We start from the raw sequence: 22,092 nt of genomic DNA, 5'->3' as shown, positions 1-22,092 counted from the left end.
CAGAACCGGAACTACAGCTCCACCTCCAGTGAGGGATTCGTCGAACGGAGCAACTGCACACCTTCTTGCGTAACCTTACTTCCGCCAGCTTGTAGCAGACGCAAGTTCCGACACCACTTCAAGTGGACAAGCCCTTGATCGGTCACGTTTGTCTTCTCTATCAAAAGTGTTTCGAGCGTTTCAATTTGGGCGATCACTTCCAAGCCCTTATCAGAAATGGGAGATCCGCAAAGATCCAATATTCTCAAGTTGGTTTGCTTTAAACCCGACAACTCAGTTCCCGTCGCAGGCGTTCCACTCAGCATGAGATACTCAAGGTGATGGAGGCTGCCAACTTGCTCAAAGAAGTAGGGATGCAACTCATCCGGTGTGATTCTCAGACCTCTCAGATCTTGGAAGCTCAGGACCGTACGCACATCCTTCTCGTTGAGTGCCTTCCCATATACGCCAAGCATGGAGATAGAAGAACCAGACGTTCCACTCTCGATAAAGTGCAATTTCCACTGGTCCATTTCCTCTCGCGCGACTCCCTCCGAATCGTAGTAGTAGCTCCACCCCCACGTGACATCCCCTCCCTGCAAGTTCATCGAATGCTGCAGTGCTTGCAAACGGGTCTCATCACGCTTTTCGCGGTATAGATTGACGAGCAGAGGGCATAGACAGAGTCCCACAATGACCAGCAGGAGTCGTCGGACGAGGTGGCGAGGATGAGTTTGACGTCGCATGACGCGATGCAGTTCCAGAGCTTGGCAGACGACAGCCGGCCGAACCTAACCTCAAATCGGCCATCTAGAGTGTAAGTTCTATCGGAAAACCTAACCAGATTATTGCCCACTCCCAAAGTTTTCGCTCGCAATTGGCCACCTATAGTGGTCTAATGAACACGCATTAATGACTGTCGGCCATAAGCTATCGGCTGTTGGCTTTTTAGTAATTGGAGGTGATTGAGATGTAACGTTTTTTATATGCCAAACGGCCTTGTTGACTAACTCCACTCGAACTGTGGAAGCCCGAGTTGGGTGAATTGATTGATGATTTTACAGCGCAAGCGGGCTTCCGTTTGTTGGTTTTCGAATACTCGGTTTTTGAGATGGCTCCCAAAGCTTTGTTTCACTCGGTACATGGTCGTTTCCGCCAAGCTTCTACGATGATAGCCCACTTCCTCTTTCCAACTCCTACGCCCCTTGCGTCGAATCTGACGAATTGCCTCGTCCCGGGGCAAAGGCTCCTCCGCAGAGTTGCCATGTTGTTTGATCTTGGCGTTGTGCTGCGGCGGAATCACCGGCTCAATGCCTTCGGATTCCAGCCCTTCATAAACCTTCCACTTGTCGTAACTACCGTCGCCGTGAAACTTTTTTACGGGCTGCTCCACCTGCTCCAGCATTTCGGGAACCGCATCGGCATCGTGGCAACTGTTCTCGGTCAAAATCTCCGCCACAATCTCGCGGGTGTCAGGATTCACCGACAAATGCAGCTTCCGCCATGTCCGCCGCTTCGACTTGCCATGCGTCCGCATCTTCCATTCGCCCTCGCCAAACACTTTCATGCCGGTGCTATCCACCACGATATCGATGTCGCCCCTCTTGTTAGCGATATCGAGCGAAACATTCAGCTTGCTGGCTCGCTTGGCGAGCGAAGAATAATTGGGAATCGCTGCCTCGACGCCCAACATCGCCACCAGCGAGCGGCCGAATCCCTCAGTCTGCCGATAGGGAAGTTTCAGCAGTTCGCGAATCGTCAGCAAGCACTCGATCGCCGTATCGCTGAAGACAAAAGGGCGACCGACTTTTGTCTGGTCGTTAGGATGTTCCCAGTTCTCCAACGCCTCGTCGCTAAACCAAATAGTGATGTTTCCACGCTCGATGAGCGACTTGTTATACTCCTTCCAGTTCGTGACTTTGTAGGTTCGTTTTTCTTTCGTAGCCATGTTCGATCTCCGTAAAAAAGGTACGTGGTTCCATTCCACGTTAGTTTTTACGGAGGTTTGTGACTAATTGTTCAACAAGGCCATGCCAAACTATTAGCGATGCGCTGGCGGATGGTTGCTGGCGTGCGGGTTCGCTGCTGCGCGTGTGGCAAAGCTGTAGGCTTTAGGCTGCAAGCGGTAGGCTAGATCTTTCAGTCGCTGGAAGCTCCCTCAAGATGACATATCTACTCCCAACTCCCAACTCCCAACTCAAAATAGTTACCCACCCATGGGAATCTATTTTGGGTAACTATCGCGGAGGTGTTGATGCAACTTGTTACCTATCAACGACTTGCGATTGATTCCCATCGCGAAAATAGATTCCCACTCGATGCGTTTTGGGAAATGGGAATCTATTCGAGCGCGAAAACCACTGGTTTTGTAGAGTCATCGCAGATTCAATTTTCCCATCGGTGGGTAAATTGGGAATCTATTCGCCGGAGGGGCGTTTAGTAGGTGGGGTAATGGGTGCTGCGCGAGTGATAGCATTCGCTGCAGTTAGGTCCCGTTCACCGACCTTGCCCGCGATGGTGCGGGTTCCTATACTCGCCGCCCGCGCAGGTTCTGTGCGTGATGCTCGCTTATCCCCCCTCCACGGACGGAGAACATGATGAAATCCCGACGTAGCCAAGCCTTGAACTTTGCTTGGACCTGCTTCGTTTGCCTGACCTCGAGCTTTGCGGTTGCCCAGCAGCCGGGTAGCTGGCAGTCGTCGGTCACGAGCCGGTACGCCGATCCATCGAGTGCTTCTGGTCCGGCAGCGGGTGGGGTGCCGAGCATTCCGCCGCTGGCGCCGCTCGATTCGAGTCTATCGAGCGACTTCGGTGCGATCCCATCGCAGCCGAACGCGGGATCGAACTTGCCGGCAGCGACTCCGAACTCCCCAGCACCGGCGACAACCGCTCCGGTTTCGGCCACTCCGGCTGCCATGCAACCGGCTCCAGGCACGCCACCGGCGAACAATATGCAACCAGCGAATGCAAACAACATGGTACCTGTGACTGGCAACCCACCGACGCGGGCGCGGGTCACCAAAGGTAGCGGCACCTTGCCGCGCGACCATGGTCAGGTTTGGCGCGAGTACGACATCAGCCCTTACACTTCGCGGGTGCAAAACAACCAGAAGCCAGAGCAGGCGGTGGTCGATTGGATTCTTCGCGAAACGGGATACGAAGCCTGGCACAGCGAACCGCTCGGCATTTTGAGTGCGAGTCGCGAAACCTTGAAGGTGTATCACACGCCGGAATTGCAAAGCATGGTCGCAGATATTGTCGATCGATTCGTCAACCAGCAGGCGCAGAGCGATGCGTTTTCGCTCCGCGTGGCCACGGTGAAGAGTCCCGACTGGCGAGCCAAGGCGTTGCCGCTGATGACTCCAATCAACGTGCAATCGCCAGGCGTGCAGGGCTGGATCATGGCTAAAGAGAATGCGGCCGCGCTGCTGGCCGACCTGACTCGTCGCAGCGACTACCGCGAATACAATTCGCCGACCCAACTGGTGGGCAACGGACAAGCGATCACTATCAGTACCATGCGGCCGCGCCCTTACATCAAGGGAGTGATTCCTACGCCGAACGTCTGGCCGGGATTCCAGCCGGAGCAGGGTCAACTCGAAGAAGGTTTCGCGTTGGACTTCAGTCCGCTGTTGTCGCTCGACAAAACCACCTGCGACACGGTAATCAAGCTTCGGCTGCATCAGGTAGAAAAGATGGTGCCGGTGACGCTCGACATTCCGACCCCAGTGGCACAGAACCAGCGGATGGAAGTGCAGGTACCGCAAGTGACCATGGCGAACCTGCACGAGCGGTTCCGCTGGCCGACCGGTCACGTGCTGCTGCTGTCGATGGGCGTGATTGGCACGCCGGGTCCGACCCGCGACAATTCGATTACCAGCGCGTTGCCGATGTTCAAAACGGCTCCGCGGGCCGACGCTTTGCTGTTCATCGAGGCCAAGGGTAGCGTGTTGCCACCCGCAGCGCCGAACGCCCCGGTGTCGACGGCCAACCGCAATCCAGCGACATTCCAAGGTCGATATTGATACAATCTTAGCGCCCAGCAGTCCCTTGCCGGATGGTGTTCGGTTTGAAAACCGAGGGAAGCTGGAGCAATGAGGCGGATAGTCCCCTCCGCGAAAGGGGGGCGATTTGATATGTTGCCGAGGTTATGAGCACTTCCCAAGAAAATAATCGGCGTGTGGTAATCACCGGAATCGGGTTGGTTTCGCCACTGGGTAGTTCACTGGACACGGTCGGCGAGGCCCTGGCTACCGGCAAAAGTGCCGTGGTGGCCTGCGATACCTTGCCTGAAGCCGAAAGCTTGCCGCTGCGTTACGCAGGCGAGTGTCGGCAGTTTACCGGCCACATCGACGACTTCGGCGAGTTGCCGAAAGAGAAGAAAAAGTCGATTCGCAAAGCCCTGAAGGTGATGTGCCGGGAAACGCAGATGGCCGTGGCCGCAGCCGAGCTAGCGGTTGCCAGCGCCGGTATCGAGAGCGACACGCTCGAGCCCGAGCGGTCGGGCATCGTGCTGGGTAGCGACTACATGCTGACGCTGCCGGAAGACTACGTGGATGGCATCAAGAAATGCACCGGCGAGTCGGGCGAGTTTGAATTCGGCGACTGGGGCACGACCGGGCTGGGGCAAATGACCCCGCTCTGGATGCTGAAGTACCTGCCGAACATGCCGGCCAGCCATGTGGCAATCCTCAACGACCTGCGTGGTCCGAACAATTCGCTCACGCTCCGCGAGGCCGCGTCGAACGCCGCCGTCGGCGAGGCGTTTACCACCATCGCCCGCGGGCACGCCGACTTCATGCTCGCCGGAGCGACCGGCACACGCATCTTGCCGATGCAAGCGATCCACGCGATGCAGACCGAAGAGCTGGCCACGGAGGATTGCGATCCGGCGACCGCGAGTCGCCCGTTTGCTGCCAATCGCATCGGCATGGTGGCCGGCGAGGGTTCCGGCGTGCTGGTGCTCGAAGAACGCTCGAAGGCCGAAGCCCGCGGAGCAACCATCTACGGCGAGATCGTTGGCATTGGCTCGAGCATGGTGGCCGACCGCCAGTTGCACGGCAACACCAAGCAAGCACTCATCAATGCGATCAAGGCCTGCTTGCGGGACTCGAAACTCGCCCCGGGCGACATTGGTCACATCAACGCGTATGGACTCGGCACCAAAGAATGCGACGCCGACGAGGCAGCCGCGATTCGCGAAGCACTCGGCGACGCAGGCTCGACGGTTCCGGTGACCGCGCTGAAGAGCTACTTCGGCAACCTCGGCGCCGGCAGCGGCGTGGTGGAACTCGCTTGCAGCCTGCTTGCAGCAAAGCAAGGCAAACTGCCGGCAGTGCTCAACTGTGCGGAGCCTGATGCGGAGTGCGGTTTGAAGATCGCCACGGCCAACGACTCGCCTGGCAGCAGCTTCCTGAAGCTGAGCGTTACGCCGCAAGGGCAAGCCAGCGCGCTAGCGATTCTGCTGACTTAGGTTTCGGGCGAATCCCAGCGAAAACGTTTGGGAAATGGCCGCCAAGCCGGTAGAGTAGGTGCAGTGTTCACCACCTGCTCACCCACCAGGCGCTATGATGATTCGCTCGCCGATTTGCCTACTGCTGCTGGTTAGCTGGAATCTACTAGCTTCGCTTGCTGTCGCCGAAACAGTGGATGTGTACCTGCTCGGCGGGCAGTCGAACATGCAGGGTATCGCGAAGGTGAAGAACCTGCCGGACGACGTGCCGCGGGAGATTCCTCACACGTACTACTTCAACGGCAAAGAGTTCGAGCCGCTGGTTTTGGGCAAGACGCTCAACTCCACCCGGCCTGGCGAGTTCGGCCCCGAGGTGGGCTTCGCCCTCGAAACTGCGACCGCGGAGCGGCCGATCTACCTGATTAAGTACCATGCGAGCGGCATGCCACTCCACCATGGCTGGCACGGCAACCAATGGCAAGGTGGCGAACCCACGCCGAACCGGCGGAACTTCTACGCCGGCCTGTCGGCTGACGACGAGAACCAAGGCACGCTCTACAAGCAGATGACCAAGCTGTTTCGCCAAGGCATCGACAAGCTGCAAGCCGATGGCCACACCCCGCAGGTGCGCGGCATGCTGTGGATGCAAGGCGAACAGGACAGCAAGCACGAACTCTCGGCAACCACCTACGCTGCGAACCTCGAGCGTTTGCGGGATCGGACTGCCGAGGACCTAAAGCTCACCGAGAAGCTGCCGCTGGTGTTCGGGCAGGTGCTTCCGCACGAGCCGGCGCTGCCGCGGTTTACGCATCGCACCGAGCTTCGTGCACAGATGCAGGCGGCCGACGCCGAATCCGCCGAGCCCGAAGCAATCGAGCGGGTGCGGATGGTCTCGACCGACGACTGCCCGCTGCTCGGCGACACCGTGCATTACGACGCCGAAGGGCAGCTTCGCTTAGGGCGGAAGTTTGCCGCAGCGATGGCCGGCGAACTCGCGGAGGAGCATTCTCCGTAGCCGGGCCTTGGCCAGCTTTCTCGCCCCCCCCTGCCCCGCCTGCAGCGAGCGTTGCGTTCGGTAAAAAGCGAGCGAAGCGCCTGGCAGTCACGGATTCCCCCGGTTGACTCACCCCCATTTGCGGGCTATCCTAACGGATTACCGCTGGATTTAAGTGCTGAACCTATATAGGGTTCCGTCAACATATCGACGCTCAGCCTTCCAGCGAGTGTACAACCTGCCACAACCCGACAACTCGAATTGCCTCGCGCGGTAGGCGAATAGGCCGCGGGAACGGAAATCACCATGAACGCTAACGAAGTGCTACGAATCGTCGACGCGATCCATCGCGATAAGAACATCGAAAAAGAAATCGTGTTCGAAGGTATCGAAGCCGCGTTGGTGTCAGCCGCCAAGAAACACTACGGCGAAGAGTCGGACATCACGGTCAACATCGACCGCAAAGATGGCACGATTCGCGCTAATATCAACGGCGAAGAGCTTGATTCCGAAGAAGCGGTCGGCCGAATCGGTGCCCAGACCGCCAAGCAGGTGATGATCCAAAAGATCCGCGAAGCGGAACGCGACGCCCTGTTCGACGAGTACGAGGAACTGCTGAACCACATGGTCAGCGGCATCATTCAGCGCTACGAAGGTGGAGCTGCCACGGTGGCCCTGACCAACGTCGAAGCCATCCTGCCCCGCAGCGAGCAGATTCCAGGCGAAACGCACCACGCTAACGAACGCGTGCGGGCTACCGTATACGAAGTTCGCAAAGCTGGCAGCCGGGTGAAAGTGATCCTCAGTCGCCGGTCGCCGAGCCTGGTGCAGCGATTGTTCGAGCAGGAGATTCCCGAAATCGCCGACGGCGTGATCGAAGTTCGTGGCATTTCCCGCGAGCCGGGCTATCGTTCGAAGGTGGCCGTCTCGAGCAGCGATGCCCGAGTCGACTGCGTCGGCGCTTGCGTCGGCGTTCGCGGTAACCGCATCAAGAATATCGTCGACGAACTGGCTGGCGAGCGAATCGACATTGTCCGCTGGGATGAAGACCTCGAAGTCCTGATTCCCAACGCCCTGTCGCCGGCGACAGTCGAGCAGGTGATCTTGTGCAAAATGCTCGGTCGGGCGATCGTGCTAGTGAGCGAAGATCAGCTATCATTGGCCATTGGTCGCCGTGGCCAAAACGTCCGCCTGGCGAGTAAACTGTCGGGCTGGGACATCGAAATCATGACTCAGGAAGAGCTGGCCGAATCGATCGACCGCGCGGTCGAAGGCTTCAGCCAACTCGAGGGCATGGCGATCGAACTGGCCGAAAAGCTCGTAGAAGAAGGCTTTTTGAGCTACGACGACCTGTCGATCATCGAGCCCGACGACCTGATGCAGATGGGCGGCCTGAGCGAAGAACAAGTAAACTCGATCGTCGAACAAGCAGAAGAACGGGCCGAAGCTGCCGAAGAAGCCGCTGCCGAGGCTCGCCGTCAAAAGCGGGAACAGGAACGACTCGAAGCCGAAGTAGCGGAAGCCGAAGCTGCCGCGGCTGAGGCTCGGGGAGACTCCTCCGAAGACGACACCCCCGAAGAGGGGGGTACTGCCGAGGAGGCCACGGAACCCACCGAAGGCGAAAGCACCGATGCCGAGACCGCCCCGGCTGAAGGTGAAGAAGCAGAGAAAACCGAGGCGGACGCTGGACAAGCCCCCCCTCAGTAGTCGATAACACAGGGCTTGGCGGCATGTGATTTTTGGGCACAGCCCGGGCCGGCGACGCCATCTCTCGTTCAATTCAACGAGGTGTGGCAACGCCGGCTGGTCTGGCCATGGTTAATAAATGTCCATCCGCAATCATCACACGGGAGACGTGGCAAATGATTCGGTAACGGTAGTGAAGCCCGCGGACATGCGGGCCGATTGGAGAAACCATTTTGGCGGTTCGCATTTACGCGCTCGCAAAAGAGCTAAAGCTCGACAGTAAAGAACTGGTGGATATCTGCACGCGTGCAGGCATCCCCGGCAAAGGTTCTGCGCTGGCCAGTTTGACCGAAGGGGAAGTCACCAAGGTCAAACAATATCTCAACGGTGGCAACGACAAGTCGCCCAAAGCCTCGTCGTCTACGAAGGCTCCTCCGGCGATGGAACGCCCCAAAGCACCTGGTTCCGCGAACGAGCGGATGAAGGTGATTGTAACCCCCAGGGCCACTAGCCCTCTCGAAGCGGTCAAAGCAGCCCGCTTGGCGGAAGAAACCGATCCAGAATCGGAATTCGTCGAAGAGACTGCGGTCGAGCAAGAGTCGCAGGATCAACCGACAGCCGAGGTCGAAGAGACCGCGTCGGAACCCACCGAAACGACTGCTCAAGAACAGCCGACCGAAGAAACTCCCACTGCCGAAGCCAAATCGCAGGAGTCGAGCACCAGCGGAGCTGCCGAACAGAAGCAGCCCGAAAGCTCGCCTGAAGATACCAAGAGCGAGCCCGGATCGGGACCGCTAGCCGGTATGTTGCGTCGCGAGGACTACATTGGTCCTGGTGGTGCTGCCGCTGGCAAGCCGCCGGTAGTCGGTCGCACGAACAAGCCAAAGCCGAAGCGTGAGGGTGGTTCTCAGAATCGCGCTCGCCCGGCCATCAAGCTGGCTCCCATTCCCGCTCCGACCGAAGCTAACAAGCCGAAGCCGAAGAAGAAGGAAGAAGCCAAGGCCCTGAAGCCCGACATGAAACTGCCCGCCGAAGTGCTGGGTGGTAAAGCGGGTAGCAAGCCGCTGGCAGCTCACCTTCGTAAGGCCGAACGCAGTCTCGAAGCCGAACGCGCCCGCAAGACGGGTGGCACCTTCATCGACGGCGGCGGCACCGACGACGACAGCAAAAACAAGGGCAAAGGCAAAGGGCCTAAGGGTAAAGGAGAATCCGACGGTCGCACCATGCTCGGCGGTCGCGAGCAACGGCAACTCAACCGCCGGCGTTCGAATCGCAAGGGCGACGAGGACGATTCATCGAATCGCGGTTCTCGGCGGACCATCCGTCGGACGAATCGTAAGAGCGGCACCAGCTCGGCAGCGCCCCGTAAGGGACGTGTCACCGTGCAGCTCCCCTGTACGGTTCGCGATCTCAGCGAAGCGGCCGGTATCCCCGCCATGCAGATTCAGCGAGTGCTCATGCAAGAAGGCGTGATGGCTCGTATCAACGACAGCATGGACGAGGATCTCACCGAATTCGTCGCGGCCGAACTCGGCCTGGAAGTCAACTTCGCTCAAGCGGTGACGCTGGAAGACGAACTGCTGGCCTCGATTCGCGATGCCGAGGATCCCGAAGATCAACTGCAACCGCGTCCGCCGGTGATTACCTTCCTGGGTCACGTCGACCATGGGAAAACCTCGCTGCTTGACCGCCTGATTGGGATCAACGTGGTAAGCGGCGAAAGTGGTGGTATTACCCAGCACATTCGTGCGTACCAAATCGAAAAGGATGGAGCCGGCATTTCGTTCGTCGATACGCCTGGTCACGAAGCCTTTACCGAGATGCGTGCCCGCGGTGCCAACGTGACCGACATCGCCGTGCTGGTGGTGGCGGCCGACGACGGCGTGATGCCTCAAACCGAGGAAGCGATCAGCCATGCCAAGGCGGCCGATGTGCCAATCGTGGTCGCGCTGAATAAGATCGACATTCCTGGTATCGACCCCATGAAAGCCATGGCCGACCTGTCGGCCAACGGCCTGCAACCGAGCGAATGGGGCGGCGACATCGAAGTGGTGAAGACCAGTGCCATCACCGGCGAAGGCATGGACGACCTGCTCGAAACCCTGCTCACGGTTGCCGATCTGAACGAGTACAGAGCCAACCCGAATCGCAATGCCTTGGGTACTTCGCTGGAATCCCAGCAAGAGTCCGGGCACGGCGTCGTGGCCAAGGTCATCGTGCAGAACGGTACCCTACGTGTCGGCGACGTCGTCGTGTGCGGCGACGCTTATGGTCGTGTGCGGGCAATGTTCGATACGCTCAACCCCGAACTGGCCATCGAAGAAGCGGGTCCAAGTACCCCAGTGAATCTGCTCGGCTTCAACACGGCCCCGGCCGCTGGTGAGCACTTCTACGTGCTCGACGATATTGCCAAGGCTCGTGAGCTGGCTGAGTCGCGCGAAGACCAAGCTCGCCGCGATTCGCTCGGCAGTACTGGTCCGGTGCATGTGACGCTCGAGAACTTGTTCGATCGCCTGGGTCATTCCGAGGAAGTGCAAACGCTGAACTTGATTCTGCGTGCGGATGTGCGTGGTTCGATCGAAGCGATCCAGAAGGAACTCACCAAGCTCGATCACCCCGAGGTCAAGCTCAAGTCGCTGCTCTCCACCGTGGGTGGTGTAACCGAAGGCGACGTGCAACTGGCTGCTGCCTCGGACGCGGTGATTCTGGCCTTCAACGTGGTACCCGACGAAAAGGCTCGCAGCCTGGCCGACAAGCTCGGCGTGCAGATTCGTCGCTACGACGTGATCTACAAGATTACCGACGACTTAAAGCTCGCCCTCGAAGGCATGCTGAAGCCCGAAGAGCACGAAGTGGAACTGGGCCGCGCCCTGGTGCAACAAGTGTTCAAGATCAGCCGCATCGGCACCGTTGCCGGTTGTCGCGTGCTCACTGGTACCGTCGAACGCAACGCCCGTGCTCGGGTGATTCGCGACAGCACCGTGATTGGCGACTACTCCCTCGATACGCTGCGTCGCGAAAAGGACGATGCGAAGGAAGTTCGCGAAGGCTTCGAGTGTGGTATCAAGCTCACCGGCTTCAACGATGTGAAGGAAGGCGACTTGTTCGAAGTGTACAAGGTGGAGGAGATCGGCCGCACGTTCGACAACTAGGCGAGCCGGTTGGTCGATCGCCGATCGCCCTGCCAGTCTCCCTCCGCGTTTAACCCCGTGCGCAAGTACCCATGTCGTCGCGTCGAGTCCTAAAAGCCGCCGAAGCCATCCGCGAAGTCGTGAGCATGGCGATCCTCACCGACCTGCACGACCCTCGTATCGAGGACGTCACGGTCACCTACGTGGAAGTTACGCCCGACATGCGAGGTGCCACGGTGCACGTCTCGGTGATGGGCAGCGAAGCCAAGCAACGGACCTGCTTGCGCGGACTACAAAGTTCGGCCGGTTATCTGCAGTCGAAGATTGCCCAACGGATTGACACCCGGTACACTCCGCGGCTGAAATTCGAGCTGGATCAAGGCGTGAAGAAGTCGATTGCGATCTCAAAAATGCTCAACGAAGTGCTGCCCGATGAGGCAGGCGAGATCGTCGACGACCCACCCGATTCGGCGAACGAAGAATAGCAAGCTATTCTTTTAGGCCAATTGCTCGCGGGGGCAAATTGGCACCCTGGCAATAACTGATAGAACGCACACCTCACGACTGCATAAACCCTACAACCTTACCGGTTGAGGCAAACCAAGCATGGCAACACAGAATCGCGGCACCCGCATCACCAAGCTGCTGGGGCAAATTAAAAAGCACTACAAGCCGGTGACTCCCCCTCCGAGTCGTACCCTGCTCGAGCATTTGCTGTTTGCCTGCCTGCTGGAGAACTCGCCGTACGAGGCTGCCGAAACAGCCTTTCAGAAACTGCAAACCGAGTACTTCGATTGGAACGAAGTGCGGGTGAGCACCAAGCGTGAGCTCGCCGAAACATTGAGCGAACTGCTGGATGGCGACAGCGCGGCAGAACGCCTGAAGCGGACACTGCACAGCGTGTTCGAGTCGGTGTACTTGTACGACTTGGAACACCTGAAAAAGCAGAATCTTGGCCAGGCAACCAAGACTATCGAAAAGTACGAAGGCACCACCCCCTTCACCGTGGCGTACGTTACGCAGCATGCTTTGGGGGGACACGCGATTCCGGCCAATCAAGGGCTGCTGACCGCCTTCCTGGTGTTCGACATCATCAGCGAAAAAGAAGCCAAAGACTGGCACATCCCTGGACTCGAACGAGCGGTGCCGAAGACCAAAGGCATCGAGATGGCCACGATCCTCCACCAACTGGGGGTTGAGATCGGCAAGAACCCCTACGGCACAACCGCCCGCAAGACACTGCTCGCGATCGATGGCGATTGCAAGTCGCGGTTGCCGAAGAAGCCCGCGCCGCCTGAACCTGAGCCAGAGCCCGAACCAGCTTCGCCGAAGAAGAAGGTGGCAAAGTCGGCCGCTGGCAAGACCGCCAAGAAGAAAGTGGCCTCCGCCGACGGCTCCGGCCTCAAGAAGAAGGTGAAGAAGGTCAAGAAGAAGGTCGTCGAGAAGTCGCCCTCCCCGGAGGTTGATGGCCCGAAAAAGAAGGTGAAGAAGGTTAAGAAGAAGGTCGCCAAGAAGACGACCAGTTCTGAGACCAAAGCGAAGCCGACCAAAAAAACCAAGACCAGCAAGAAGATCGCGAAGCGCAAGCCTCGATAAGCGCGGCCGTGTTTACACTGGCTCGCTAAGTCCCCTGTTACTCGATTCCTCCCCTCAGACCCCCGACGAAATCCTTTAACATGGCAGGACATTCGCACTGGGCCAATATCGCTCGTAAGAAATCAGCCGTCGACTCGAAGCGAGGCAAGCTCTGGAGCAAGCTCTCCAAGGCGATCATCGTCGCGGCCAAAATGGGTGGCGGCGATCCCGATGCCAACCTCAAATTGCGCTACGCGATTAACGACGCCAAAGCGGTGTCGATGCCGAAGGACAACATCGAGCGGGCCATCAAAAAGGGAACCGGCGAACTCGACGGCGGCAACCTCGAAGAAGTGCTCTACGAAGGCATCGGCCCTGCGGGGGTCGCGGTGTTGTGCGAGATCCTCACCGACAACCGCAATCGCACCGCTCCCGAGATCCGCAAGATCTTCGAAGTCTGCGGAGGCAAGCTCGGCGCAACTGGCTGTGCAGCGTGGACGTTCGATCGTAAAGGCGTGATCGTCATCTCCGATGACAAGACCGACGAAGAGTCGCTAATGGAAATCGCCATGGAAGCCGGCGGCGACGACGTACGGCACGACAACGGCGAGTTCGAAGTAGTCTGCGAAGTCGACACCTACTCGGCTGTCTGCGATGCGATTGAAGCGGCCGGCATCGAAACCGAAAGCCGCGCGATCACCTGGATGCCGAAGGACTCTATCGACCTGGGCATCGACGACGCTCGTAACGTGCTGAAACTGATGGAACGCCTGGACGATCACGACGACGTGCAGAGCGTGGCCGCCAATTTCGACATCTCCGACGACATCATGGAAGCGATCGAAGCCGAGGGTTAACCACCCCTTCCGCGGTGTGTTGTCGCCTGTTTCGGCGACTCGATTCGCAGCAGCATTCGTCCGGTGCTAGAATTGCACAAGTGGTATTCCCATTTTGTGCCTGTCAGGAGCTCCGAGATGAGTCGCTCAATTTCGTGTTTGGTATCCGCATTGTTATTCACCTGTGTCGCCACAACTGCTCAGGCGGAGGATGGATGGACATCGATGTTCAACGGTAAGACTCTTGCCGGTTGGACCCAAAAGAACGGTACCGCAACCTACCGCGTCGAGAACGGCGAGATCGTCGGCACCACCGCCAAAGGCAGCCCCAACTCGTTCCTCGGCACGGTCAGGAACTATCGCAACTTCGAGATGGAGTTCGAGACCAAGGTCGACAACCGCTTGAATTCCGGCGTGCAGATTCGTTCGCAAACCGACGACAAGCCCGGCAAGAACTCGGTGTACAATCCTGGACGCGTGAACGGTCCGCAGGTTGAGATCGAAGCGAGCGGCGCAGCCGGCGCGGAAGCTGGTTACATCTATGGCGAAGCGACCGGCCGCGGCTGGCTGATTCCGCAAGACAAGCTGATCCCCCTCAAGCACTTCAAAGATGGTGAGTGGAATCACTACCGCATCGTCGCTCAAGGCCCCCGCATCCAAACATTCATCAATGGTGAACCTGTCGCCGACCTTACCGACGAAGAGACCTACCAAAAGTACTCGTGGGGTTTCATCGCATTGCAGGTCCACGCGATTGGCCAGAACGAAGGCCCTTACGAAGTGCGTTGGCGGAACCTGAAGATCCGCGATCTCGAAACCGAAGAGCTTCACTAAGCCCTTCTCGCTTTTCCACGACTTAAGGAATGCACCATGCGGCGTTGCGCGCTGTTATTGTTGCTGGCGGTCGCGCTGTCGAACAGCGCGGCGGCCAAGCAGCCGAATATCTTGTTCTGCCTGGCCGACGACTGGGGATGGCCCCACGCAACCGGGTACGGCGACCAGGTAGCCCGCACGCCGGCTTTCGATCGCCTGGCTCGCGAAGGGGTGATGTTCCGCCGAGCGTTCATCTCGAGTCCCTCGTGCACGCCGAGTCGCAATGCAATCCTGACCGGGCAGCAGTTCTATCGGCTCGACCAGGGAGCCAATTTGCACAGCACGCTCGCCCCTGAGCATCCCAATTTCATGTTCCTGCTTCGCGAAGCGGGCTACGAGATCGGGCACTGGCGCAAAGCGTGGGGGCCGGGCGACTTCAAAGCGATGGGGTACAAGGAGCATCCCTGCGGACCGGGCATGGCGTTCGACAAGTTCGTTGCGAATCGCGACAGCGACAAGCCCTTCTGCTTTTGGTTCGGCACCAGCGATCCACATCGTCCGTATAAGAAGGGAACCGGCAAAGAGGCTGGTTTCGACCTGGAGAAGATTCGCGTTCCGGAGTTCTATCCCGACACGCCGGAGATTCGCTCCGACATCGCCGACTATTACTTCGAGGTCGAGCGTTGGAACAAGGATGTCGCGGCGGCGATGGACTTGCTAGAGCGCGAAGGGGAGCTTGAGAACACCATCATCGTCATGACCGGCGACCATGGCATGCCGTTTCCCAGATGCAAAGGCAACCTCTACGACTGGGGGGCGCGGGTGCCGTTGGTCGTGCGGTGGGGCGAGCGGGTGCCAGCCGGTAAAGAGGTCGACCACTTTGCCTCGTTCACCGACATTGCTCCCACATTTCTCGAAGCCGCTGGAGTCGAAGTGCCCGACTCGATGTCTGGCAAGTCGCTGCTGCCGGTGCTATCGACCGGGGCCGATCTACCCGCTTCCGAGAGCCCCGAATTCATCGTGTATGGCCGCGAGCGTCATACACCAGCACAGGCGATGCCCTCGCTCGACGGCTACCCCGCCCGGGCGATTCGCACCGATCGCTGGCTGCTCATCCTCAATCTGGTGCCCGATCGCTGGCCCGCCGGCGTAGCCGACGGAGCCACTCACCCGATGGATGAGTTCGCCGATTGCGACGAAGGGCCGACCAAGCGGTACTTGATGAAGCACCTAAGCGATCCGGAAGTGGCCAAGTTCTACCGCCTGTGCTTCGCCCGCCGACCGGCCGTGGAACTCTACGACTGCCAGGCGGACCCCGATCAGATTCACAACTTAGCGGCCGACGCCGAACACGCCGACGTAGTATTAGAACTCCGTCAGAAGTTGGTTGAGTATCTGAGAGAGACCAACGACCCTCGCTTTACTGGCGAGCACGTCGAGTTCGACCAGTACCCTTACCGCGCAGGCTACTTGCAGAAGTACATGCAAGAGCACGGGTATTGATCGGAGCGGCTTCGTGGTGTCCGCGCCGCGAACCGCAGGGACGGCTGCAAGATACGGCGGTGCCCAGCAAAGAGCTGCGTTGTTAAACCGGGTTCGAGAGTCAGGTTCACTCAGTGAAGCCAAGGGGGTAGTCTATGCGTTCCGCGAGATGAAACGACTGGGTTACTCGTTAGACGATGTGTCCCTCCACTATCGCGGAAACCAGGGCATGGACTTGATCTTCTCCAATGGTACTCGTCACGCGGTTGTTGAGGCAAAGCATGGCGCCTATCTCTCGTCGCTGAAGACCTATAGCGGGTTGCGCCAAGGGAGCCTTCGGTATAATGTCAGCCGGTTGAATAGGTACTTAGACTACGGTGATGGGACTCATAATGCGTTTGTCAATCAACTATTAAATGAGGCGGCGGCAGGCCAGTTGGAGAGTTTTGGAACTTTTTACCGGAGCGGTAGAATATTTGAACTACCTCCCGGATGGCCAACCGTCCCCGCTATTCAACGGTAGGAATGAAATGACGAAGAAAATCGATCAAATCCTGGCGAACCAAGCTGCCCATGCAGTCCGCAGCGAGATGGGCATGGCTGTTGCCAAAGAAAATGGCAACTATCAGCTTGCGGCATTCAATTGTGAGCAAGCGTTTGAATCAAGGCTGATGCAGGGATTGATTACCTGGCGATCCGGAGACAACCCGACTCAATACTTTGAGCAAGCTATCTCGCGTTTTGCCGAAGACTGGCAAACGCTGCAAGAAATCGACGGCAAATCGCCAAAGCTTTCGGACACTAGGTACGAGCAACTGTACTTTGTAGCCTACCTTGTCGATCAGCCATTGCCGTTCTCCGCTCAGTCGAATGCCGCAGAAGGAATGCAGTGTGATCGAAGGCTTGATGCGGTGCTGGGACAGTGGCTGTTCGATGGCTGGGACACGTCGCTGTGGAATTCAGGGATGGAGGAACTGAAGAGGAAGGGAAGCGAGCTTTCGGTAGAAACCTACGAGTTCTATAGGCAGCTAACTCAGGCCACCGAGCAGAACCTGCCACAACTCGCAGCCACAACCGACAAGCTGTTTCGGCGACGAAAGAAGGATGGTTTTTTCGCCGGAGGCGTCCGGACATCAGGGGGAGGCCCCGACAACGACATTACGGTCGATTATCGGTTTGCCGCTCTGGCGAAGCACGTCGGCAATGTTGGCGATAGCATCCATGCTTGGCGATGGTAACGCACCACCTACTGCTGGCTCCAAAATCTCCGTCGCGTCCTCAACCTTCCACACGTCGGGCAGGAACTGGTCAAGCTCGTCATGTGACGTCGTGCCGATTTTGGCCAGTACGCTGGTCAGATACCGCTGCGGATCAATGCCGTGGCGTTCGCAGCTGGCGATCAGCGACCATAACCGCGCATGGTTCTCGGCCGCTGCATCATTCCCGGCGAAGAGCCAATTTTTTCGACCCAGGGCGACACGTTTGAGAGCCCGTTCGCTGGCGTTGTTGTCGATGTTGAGGAAGCCTTGCGTCGTGTAGGTGTTGAGCGCGGTCCACTGGTTCTGGGCGTAGGTGATCGCCGTGGCCATTGGACTACGTGGGAGCACGACTTCCTCTTCGGCGTCGAGCCATAACTTGATGCGTTCGAGTACCGGCATGCTCCGCTCTTGGCGCAGCGCTAGACGCGCATCGTCATCGGATTCCTTCGCTTCACGCTCGACGGCATATAGCTTCGCAATGAGCGCCAGCATCTGCGTGGCCCGCTCTTCGTCGGAATCTTGCGCATCGTAGAACTTCCTGCGCGCATGCGCCCAGCAGGCGACTTCCGTCACGTTCTGAGAATGAAACATTCCGTCGTAACCGCCGTAGGCGTCCGCTTGCAGGTAGCCTTCGTATCCAGTGAGCCACTTGGCGGGACCATCACGTGATCGACTTGGCGTGTAGTCGTAAACCTTGTAAGGATTCTGTTCGTCTCCCAGGTAGCACCAGATGCGGCCCTTGCGGCATTGTTTCGCGCCGGGCGATTGGATCGGCACCGTGGTATCGTCCGTGTGGATCACTTGCGACTGTCGCACCCGCTCGGTCATCAACTCCACCAGCGGTGTCACCAGTTCTCCGGCACAACGCATCCAGGCACACATCGTACTGCGGGCAACGTGCACTTTCTGTCGCTCGAAGATGCGTTCCAGCCGATACAGGGGCAGATGATCGCCCAGCTTGCTGGTAATCACGTGGGCCAGCAGGCTTGGCCCCGGCAGCCCTTTTTCGATCGGCTGAGGAGGCTTGGCTGCCACGGCGATGTTTGGGTCGTAACCGTCGTGGTCGCATTTCGCACAAGCATACTTGTGCCGGATGTGCTTTAAGACCTTAAAACTGGCCGGGAAGTATTCGAGCTGCTCGCTGATCTCGGCCCCGATCCGGCAACGTTCGTTTCCGCAAGCGGGGCATGCCTTGCTATCGAGGTCATGCTCAATCTCGATCCGTTCCAAGTGTTCGGGCAGTTGCTGTCGGCCATGCTTGTCGCGATTCTTGATCCGGCGGGTGACAAGCTCTTCGCCCGACTCGTCTTCGATACTCGATTGGTTGAGCTTCGCGTCGTCGAGCTGTTGTCCACACAATAAGAGTTGTCGCGGATCGAACTTCTCACTACGAGGACCGTAGTAGCGACGAAGGATGGCAGCAACGGCTGCCTTCACAGCCTCTTCAATGGCCGCTTGCTTCTGGGCTTCAAAGCGTTCGGCTTCCGCCTCGCGTTCGCGACGTTCCTTAAGAATCAACTGCTTGAGAGCGGCAACGTCGTTCGGCAATTCATCCGTGATGACCGTCATGTGAACCGTTGTAATGCATGATGCGAAACACGCAAGACGAGTTTGCAAAAAAGTTCACGCACACTTGCGCTGCGAAACGCTCATGCCCGAAAGCAATCGCAACAACTGCTCGCAACTGATCTCAATGACGGGCTTGCCCGTGCGTGGGAACTGAAACTCGCCACGCTCCAGTCGCTTGTAGTAGATCGCCAATCCGTCGCGGTCCCACCAAAGCACTTTTACCAGGTGGCCGCCCTTTGTTGCGAAACACGAACAGGCTGCCAGAGAGCGGATCGTGCCCGAGAAAGCTGCGAACTACCTCCGCAAGCCCGTCGAACGACTTTCGCATATCGACCGGAGTGGTTGCGACCCACACCTGCACATTCTGCAAGTCAGCGGCAATCATGATTCTGGTTGCGACTGCAAGGCCCAAACAAGTTCGGCCAATCTCGTGGCGGCAATTGTCTGCGGGAGGCGTAGTTCCAGGCCACTTGCCAACAGCAGCACGAGCGGCGACTCCTGGTCTGCTTCGCCGTTGATAACAGCTGGCAAGAATGCTGGCTGAGAGTTGCCTGCGTCTTCCCGCTCACTGATCGTTCGCCGCCAGGCGTAGAAGGCGGATTCAGTCACGTTCTCACGCTTACAGAACTCGCGAACGCTCAGCCCGCTTGCCGCAAATCGAGTGAGGGTCTTCCGCCAAAATGCTTCCTTCGTGGGGTCTCGATGCTTGTTCGCCATCGCTCGTCTCCTGGGTTGGAAAGCCAGCAGCTTGACGAATCAGCGGCCAAGAAAGAAGATGTGGATCACTGAACGGACACGCTTCGTGGTTCGGCATCTATTCGGTTCGTAGTTCAACCGTTCCAGGTACATAGCTTGTACCAGTCGCATTGCATTTAGGACTAAGTGTATCACCTCATGCGTTTTGAAAAGAAAGCTCCGATACGCTGGCTGCTGCTGGTAGCAGCACTAGTACTGCTGCCAGTGGTAATGCAGAGCATTTCACTTAACTGGTACGAGCAGCAGATTCTCTCACGGCGATCCTGGAACGACCTGTACTACGATTTCGAATGTAATTCGGCCGGAGCACCTCTGTCGCCGCCAGAAATGAAAAGGATTCTAAAGGATTCTAATGGAGCGTCGTCCCCAAAGCCAACCATCAACGATACTTCTGACTCTCCAAAAGTCACTCTTCCCAGTGATCACGAACCTCCAGACAAATGGGCCTTTTGTAAATCCCATCAACGACGATGACATCCGACTAGTTGCAGAATATGGATATGTTCAACAGTTGGACCTCAGGGGGTCAGCAATTACATCTGCGTCGGTGGACCTGTTAGCGGATATGAAGGAACTCAACACGGTCGACCTGGACGATACACCACTCACCTACGATGACATCGAGCGTTTGAAAGAACGACGCCCTGACTTGGTGGTGCATTACACTTTCAAAGATCCTAAGATCGGAGAAATGATTGAGGAGCTTCTTAACAGGCATGGCAACTAAGGAACAAGTCATCCGTAACAGCGCATAGAAAAGCCCCACGAACCTTTTGCCTTCGATTCGTGGGGCGAGTTTGAATGCAGCGGTGCTCCACCAACACGTGGCGGAGGGCGCCTTCGGCAAGCGTTAGTACTTGCCTTCGTGCTTCACGGGATTCTCGTCGCGGTCCCAGTACTCCTGGAAGTCGAACGCGGGCGAGTTATCGAGATCGTGGCACTCCAGGCAGTTCTTCACCACGTCGCCAAGCACCTGGCCTTCCATGTTGCCTTCGTTCTCGACGACCTTCATGTGGAGTAGTGCGCGGTACTTCTCAAGCTCTTCGTCGGTCGCATCGACCTCGCCAAGCTCAGCTTCCACGTGGCTCTTGGCCGGGCCATGGCAGTTTTCGCAACCTTGCATCTTGAGATGCGGGGTCTTTTCCAGGCTCTCGTACCCGGTCACGTACGGAGCAAAGCCTTGTGGATTCCAACCGGTCACGTGACAACTCACGCACTCGGGATCGAAGTGCCGAGGGGGATCGAGCTTCACCAGCGTTTCGGTCGCGTGGGCGTGCGGGCTGGCCATGAACACATCGCAGGCGTCCACATGACAGTCGGCGCAGGTATCGCTGCCGACGTAGCCGCCTCCCTCTTCCGGTAACGGCTGGGGCTTGCCAGTGAGAGGTTCGAAACTGCCGGCCGCTTGAACCAGCGTTTTGAGCTGGTTCTGATACTGTTCCATCAACCGCTCCATCTCGGGAGCGTCTTCAAAGCGGTGATCCATCGGCACCTTTTGGTAGCGGTACTTCGGATCGCCTTGCTTGTAGATGCCGAGCACTACGACGTACATACCTTTGTGGCCGACCTCGATGAGCCGCGCCCCCGATTCAACAATCGGGGCTGGCTTGTTAGGGGGCTCGTCGCCACCCTTGCCGGCCACGACCCAGCGGAACTGCGGAAACTTCTTCGATAGTTCGCGAGATTCTTCGGCGTTGCCGTAGACCATCAGGATCAGCTCGTCGCACTGGGCGGCTTCGAGTTCTGGCAGCACTTGCTCGATGGCCTCTTCCGGCGGAAGCACCACGAGATCCGACACCGAGCTAACGTTCTTGGTTTCTTGTTCGCCCATCACGCTGGTGATGCCGATCTTCATACCCGCCCGCTCCACGACGCGAAACCGCTGGGTGAAGCCCGCCTCGAAATCTACTAAACCGACGTTGGCCGACAACAGCGGATTGGGATCGAGGTTCACCGCCTCGGAGAGCATGTCGAGTCGCAGGTCTTTGTCGCCGAACGAAATGGCCTCGTAGCCCATCTCAACCAGACCTTCCAAGCTCTTGCCAAGCTTGATCTGCGCTTGCGGACCGAATCGACGGACCAAGCCGCCGGCGTCCATCAGCACGAGCGGCCAGCCTTGCTCGCGGAGCCCTTTGACCATGGTCATCCGCCGCTTGAAGCCACCCTTCTGGTTCTCGAGCCCCGCACAGCCGCAGGGTTCGAAGAAGCCCATTTGCTCGCCGGTGAACACGAGGGCCAAATCGGGCTTGGCCCAGCCTTCGAAGATCCGCCCGTTAGCTTTGATGGGATCGACTTTCGATCCGCCGCCAGCAGCTACACGGGCCACCGGTTGGTCGACAACCGGTTTGGCGACAAAGTGGGCCTCGAACTTCTCGGGCACCTTTACGGTGGTCAGTTCCGCCGCTTGCGACTCGCTCTCGGGCTTAGTACCGAAGGCAAAGGCCGCCCACATGGGGGTTGCGAACAGTAGGAGTACAAACAGGTAGGGCCGCGAACGGCGAGTAGCATCGTGCTTAGTCATGGGTTGGTGCTGGTTGGGGAAAGGGAATCGCACATAGTA

Annotated in this window: 18 protein-coding genes and 1 pseudogene; 12 read left to right on the top strand and 7 right to left on the bottom strand. The window is 58.1% G+C overall.

Annotated features, from left to right (window positions below; translation table 11 throughout):
* Window positions 1-11 precede the first annotated feature (11 nt).
* Window positions 12-725, bottom strand: coding sequence for a leucine-rich repeat domain-containing protein (locus tag Pan181_RS03980; RefSeq protein WP_197528891.1), 714 nt, complete (start codon window positions 723-725; stop codon window positions 12-14).
* Between the two features lie 260 nt (window positions 726-985).
* A complete protein-coding gene (locus Pan181_RS03975; protein ID WP_145244898.1) occupies window positions 986-1,927 on the bottom strand; it encodes an IS5 family transposase in 942 nt (313 codons plus the stop codon).
* 646 nt (window positions 1,928-2,573) lie between these two features.
* On the opposite strand from Pan181_RS03975, the gene Pan181_RS03970 reads away from it, so the two are divergent.
* The 11 genes from Pan181_RS03970 (at window position 2,574) to Pan181_RS03915 (ending at window position 17,186) form a co-directional block, all read left to right on the top strand.
* On the top strand, window positions 2,574-4,004 hold the full coding sequence (locus Pan181_RS03970; RefSeq protein WP_145245590.1) for a hypothetical protein: 1,431 nt from the start codon (window positions 2,574-2,576) through the stop codon (window positions 4,002-4,004).
* 125 nt (window positions 4,005-4,129) lie between these two features.
* Entirely contained in the window at window positions 4,130-5,452 is a 1,323-nt protein-coding gene (locus Pan181_RS03965) for a beta-ketoacyl-[acyl-carrier-protein] synthase family protein (protein ID WP_145245589.1), read from the top strand.
* A gap of 94 nt (window positions 5,453-5,546) precedes the next feature.
* Window positions 5,547-6,446: a sialate O-acetylesterase gene (locus tag Pan181_RS03960; RefSeq protein WP_145245588.1), complete on the top strand. Its 900-nt coding sequence runs from the start codon at window positions 5,547-5,549 to the stop codon at window positions 6,444-6,446.
* 285 nt (window positions 6,447-6,731) lie between these two features.
* Complete coding sequence (gene nusA / locus Pan181_RS03955) at window positions 6,732-8,132, top strand: transcription termination factor NusA (RefSeq protein WP_145245587.1); 1,401 nt, start codon at window positions 6,732-6,734, stop codon at window positions 8,130-8,132.
* A gap of 212 nt (window positions 8,133-8,344) precedes the next feature.
* Window positions 8,345-11,263, top strand: coding sequence for a translation initiation factor IF-2 (infB, locus tag Pan181_RS03950; RefSeq protein WP_145245586.1), 2,919 nt, complete (start codon window positions 8,345-8,347; stop codon window positions 11,261-11,263).
* A 71-nt stretch (window positions 11,264-11,334) separates the two neighbouring features.
* Window positions 11,335-11,727: a 30S ribosome-binding factor RbfA gene (gene rbfA, locus Pan181_RS03945; protein WP_145245585.1), complete on the top strand. Its 393-nt coding sequence runs from the start codon at window positions 11,335-11,337 to the stop codon at window positions 11,725-11,727.
* A gap of 121 nt (window positions 11,728-11,848) precedes the next feature.
* Window positions 11,849-12,838, top strand: coding sequence for a hypothetical protein (locus Pan181_RS03940; protein ID WP_145245584.1), 990 nt, complete (start codon window positions 11,849-11,851; stop codon window positions 12,836-12,838).
* Between the two features lie 80 nt (window positions 12,839-12,918).
* Window positions 12,919-13,674 carry a YebC/PmpR family DNA-binding transcriptional regulator gene (locus Pan181_RS03935; protein ID WP_145245583.1) on the top strand — a complete coding sequence of 252 codons (756 nt, stop codon included), beginning with the start codon at window positions 12,919-12,921 and terminating at the stop codon, window positions 13,672-13,674.
* A 117-nt stretch (window positions 13,675-13,791) separates the two neighbouring features.
* Window positions 13,792-14,487 (top strand): 3-keto-disaccharide hydrolase, encoded by a 696-nt coding sequence (locus Pan181_RS03930; RefSeq protein ID WP_145245582.1) that lies wholly within the window; start codon window positions 13,792-13,794, stop codon window positions 14,485-14,487.
* A 36-nt stretch (window positions 14,488-14,523) separates the two neighbouring features.
* A complete protein-coding gene (locus Pan181_RS03925) occupies window positions 14,524-15,969 on the top strand; it encodes a sulfatase family protein (protein ID WP_145245581.1) in 1,446 nt (481 codons plus the stop codon).
* 509 nt (window positions 15,970-16,478) lie between these two features.
* Window positions 16,479-17,186: a hypothetical protein gene (locus Pan181_RS03915; RefSeq protein WP_145245580.1), complete on the top strand. Its 708-nt coding sequence runs from the start codon at window positions 16,479-16,481 to the stop codon at window positions 17,184-17,186.
* Here Pan181_RS03915 and tnpC read toward each other — a convergent pair.
* The 4 genes and pseudogenes from tnpC to tnpA form a co-directional block, all read right to left on the bottom strand.
* Window positions 17,082-18,776 carry an IS66 family transposase gene (gene tnpC / locus Pan181_RS03910; RefSeq protein ID WP_145245579.1) on the bottom strand — a complete coding sequence of 565 codons (1,695 nt, stop codon included), beginning with the start codon at window positions 18,774-18,776 and terminating at the stop codon, window positions 17,082-17,084. The two genes, Pan181_RS03915 and tnpC, sit on opposite strands and share 105 nt — an antisense overlap.
* Before the next feature lie 54 nt (window positions 18,777-18,830).
* Window positions 18,831-18,992 carry an IS66 family insertion sequence element accessory protein TnpB gene (gene tnpB, locus Pan181_RS26940; protein WP_391483976.1) on the bottom strand — a complete coding sequence of 54 codons (162 nt, stop codon included), beginning with the start codon at window positions 18,990-18,992 and terminating at the stop codon, window positions 18,831-18,833.
* A gap of 46 nt (window positions 18,993-19,038) precedes the next feature.
* A pseudogene (gene tnpB / locus Pan181_RS26935) lies at window positions 19,039-19,161 on the bottom strand (IS66 family insertion sequence element accessory protein TnpB); the annotation flags it as partial.
* Window positions 19,158-19,493 carry an IS66 family insertion sequence element accessory protein TnpA gene (tnpA, locus tag Pan181_RS03900; protein WP_145245578.1) on the bottom strand — a complete coding sequence of 112 codons (336 nt, stop codon included), beginning with the start codon at window positions 19,491-19,493 and terminating at the stop codon, window positions 19,158-19,160. The gene tnpA and the pseudogene tnpB (Pan181_RS26935), both read right to left, overlap by 4 nt.
* 586 nt (window positions 19,494-20,079) lie before the next feature.
* Between tnpA and Pan181_RS25890 the strand changes: the two genes are divergently transcribed.
* Window positions 20,080-20,259: a hypothetical protein gene (locus tag Pan181_RS25890; RefSeq protein ID WP_197528889.1), complete on the top strand. Its 180-nt coding sequence runs from the start codon at window positions 20,080-20,082 to the stop codon at window positions 20,257-20,259.
* Window positions 20,260-20,382: 123 nt separating this feature from the next.
* On the opposite strand, the gene Pan181_RS03890 is transcribed toward Pan181_RS25890, so the two are convergent.
* Entirely contained in the window at window positions 20,383-22,053 is a 1,671-nt protein-coding gene (locus Pan181_RS03890) for a multiheme c-type cytochrome (protein ID WP_145245576.1), read from the bottom strand.
* Window positions 22,054-22,092: the final 39 nt, after the last annotated feature.

Source organism: Aeoliella mucimassa (assembly GCF_007748035.1).
GTDB classification, from domain to species: domain Bacteria; phylum Planctomycetota; class Planctomycetia; order Pirellulales; family Lacipirellulaceae; genus Aeoliella; species Aeoliella mucimassa.
Note: the sequence above shows the minus strand (reverse complement) of the source record. Positions and strands in the feature narration are given on the sequence as shown.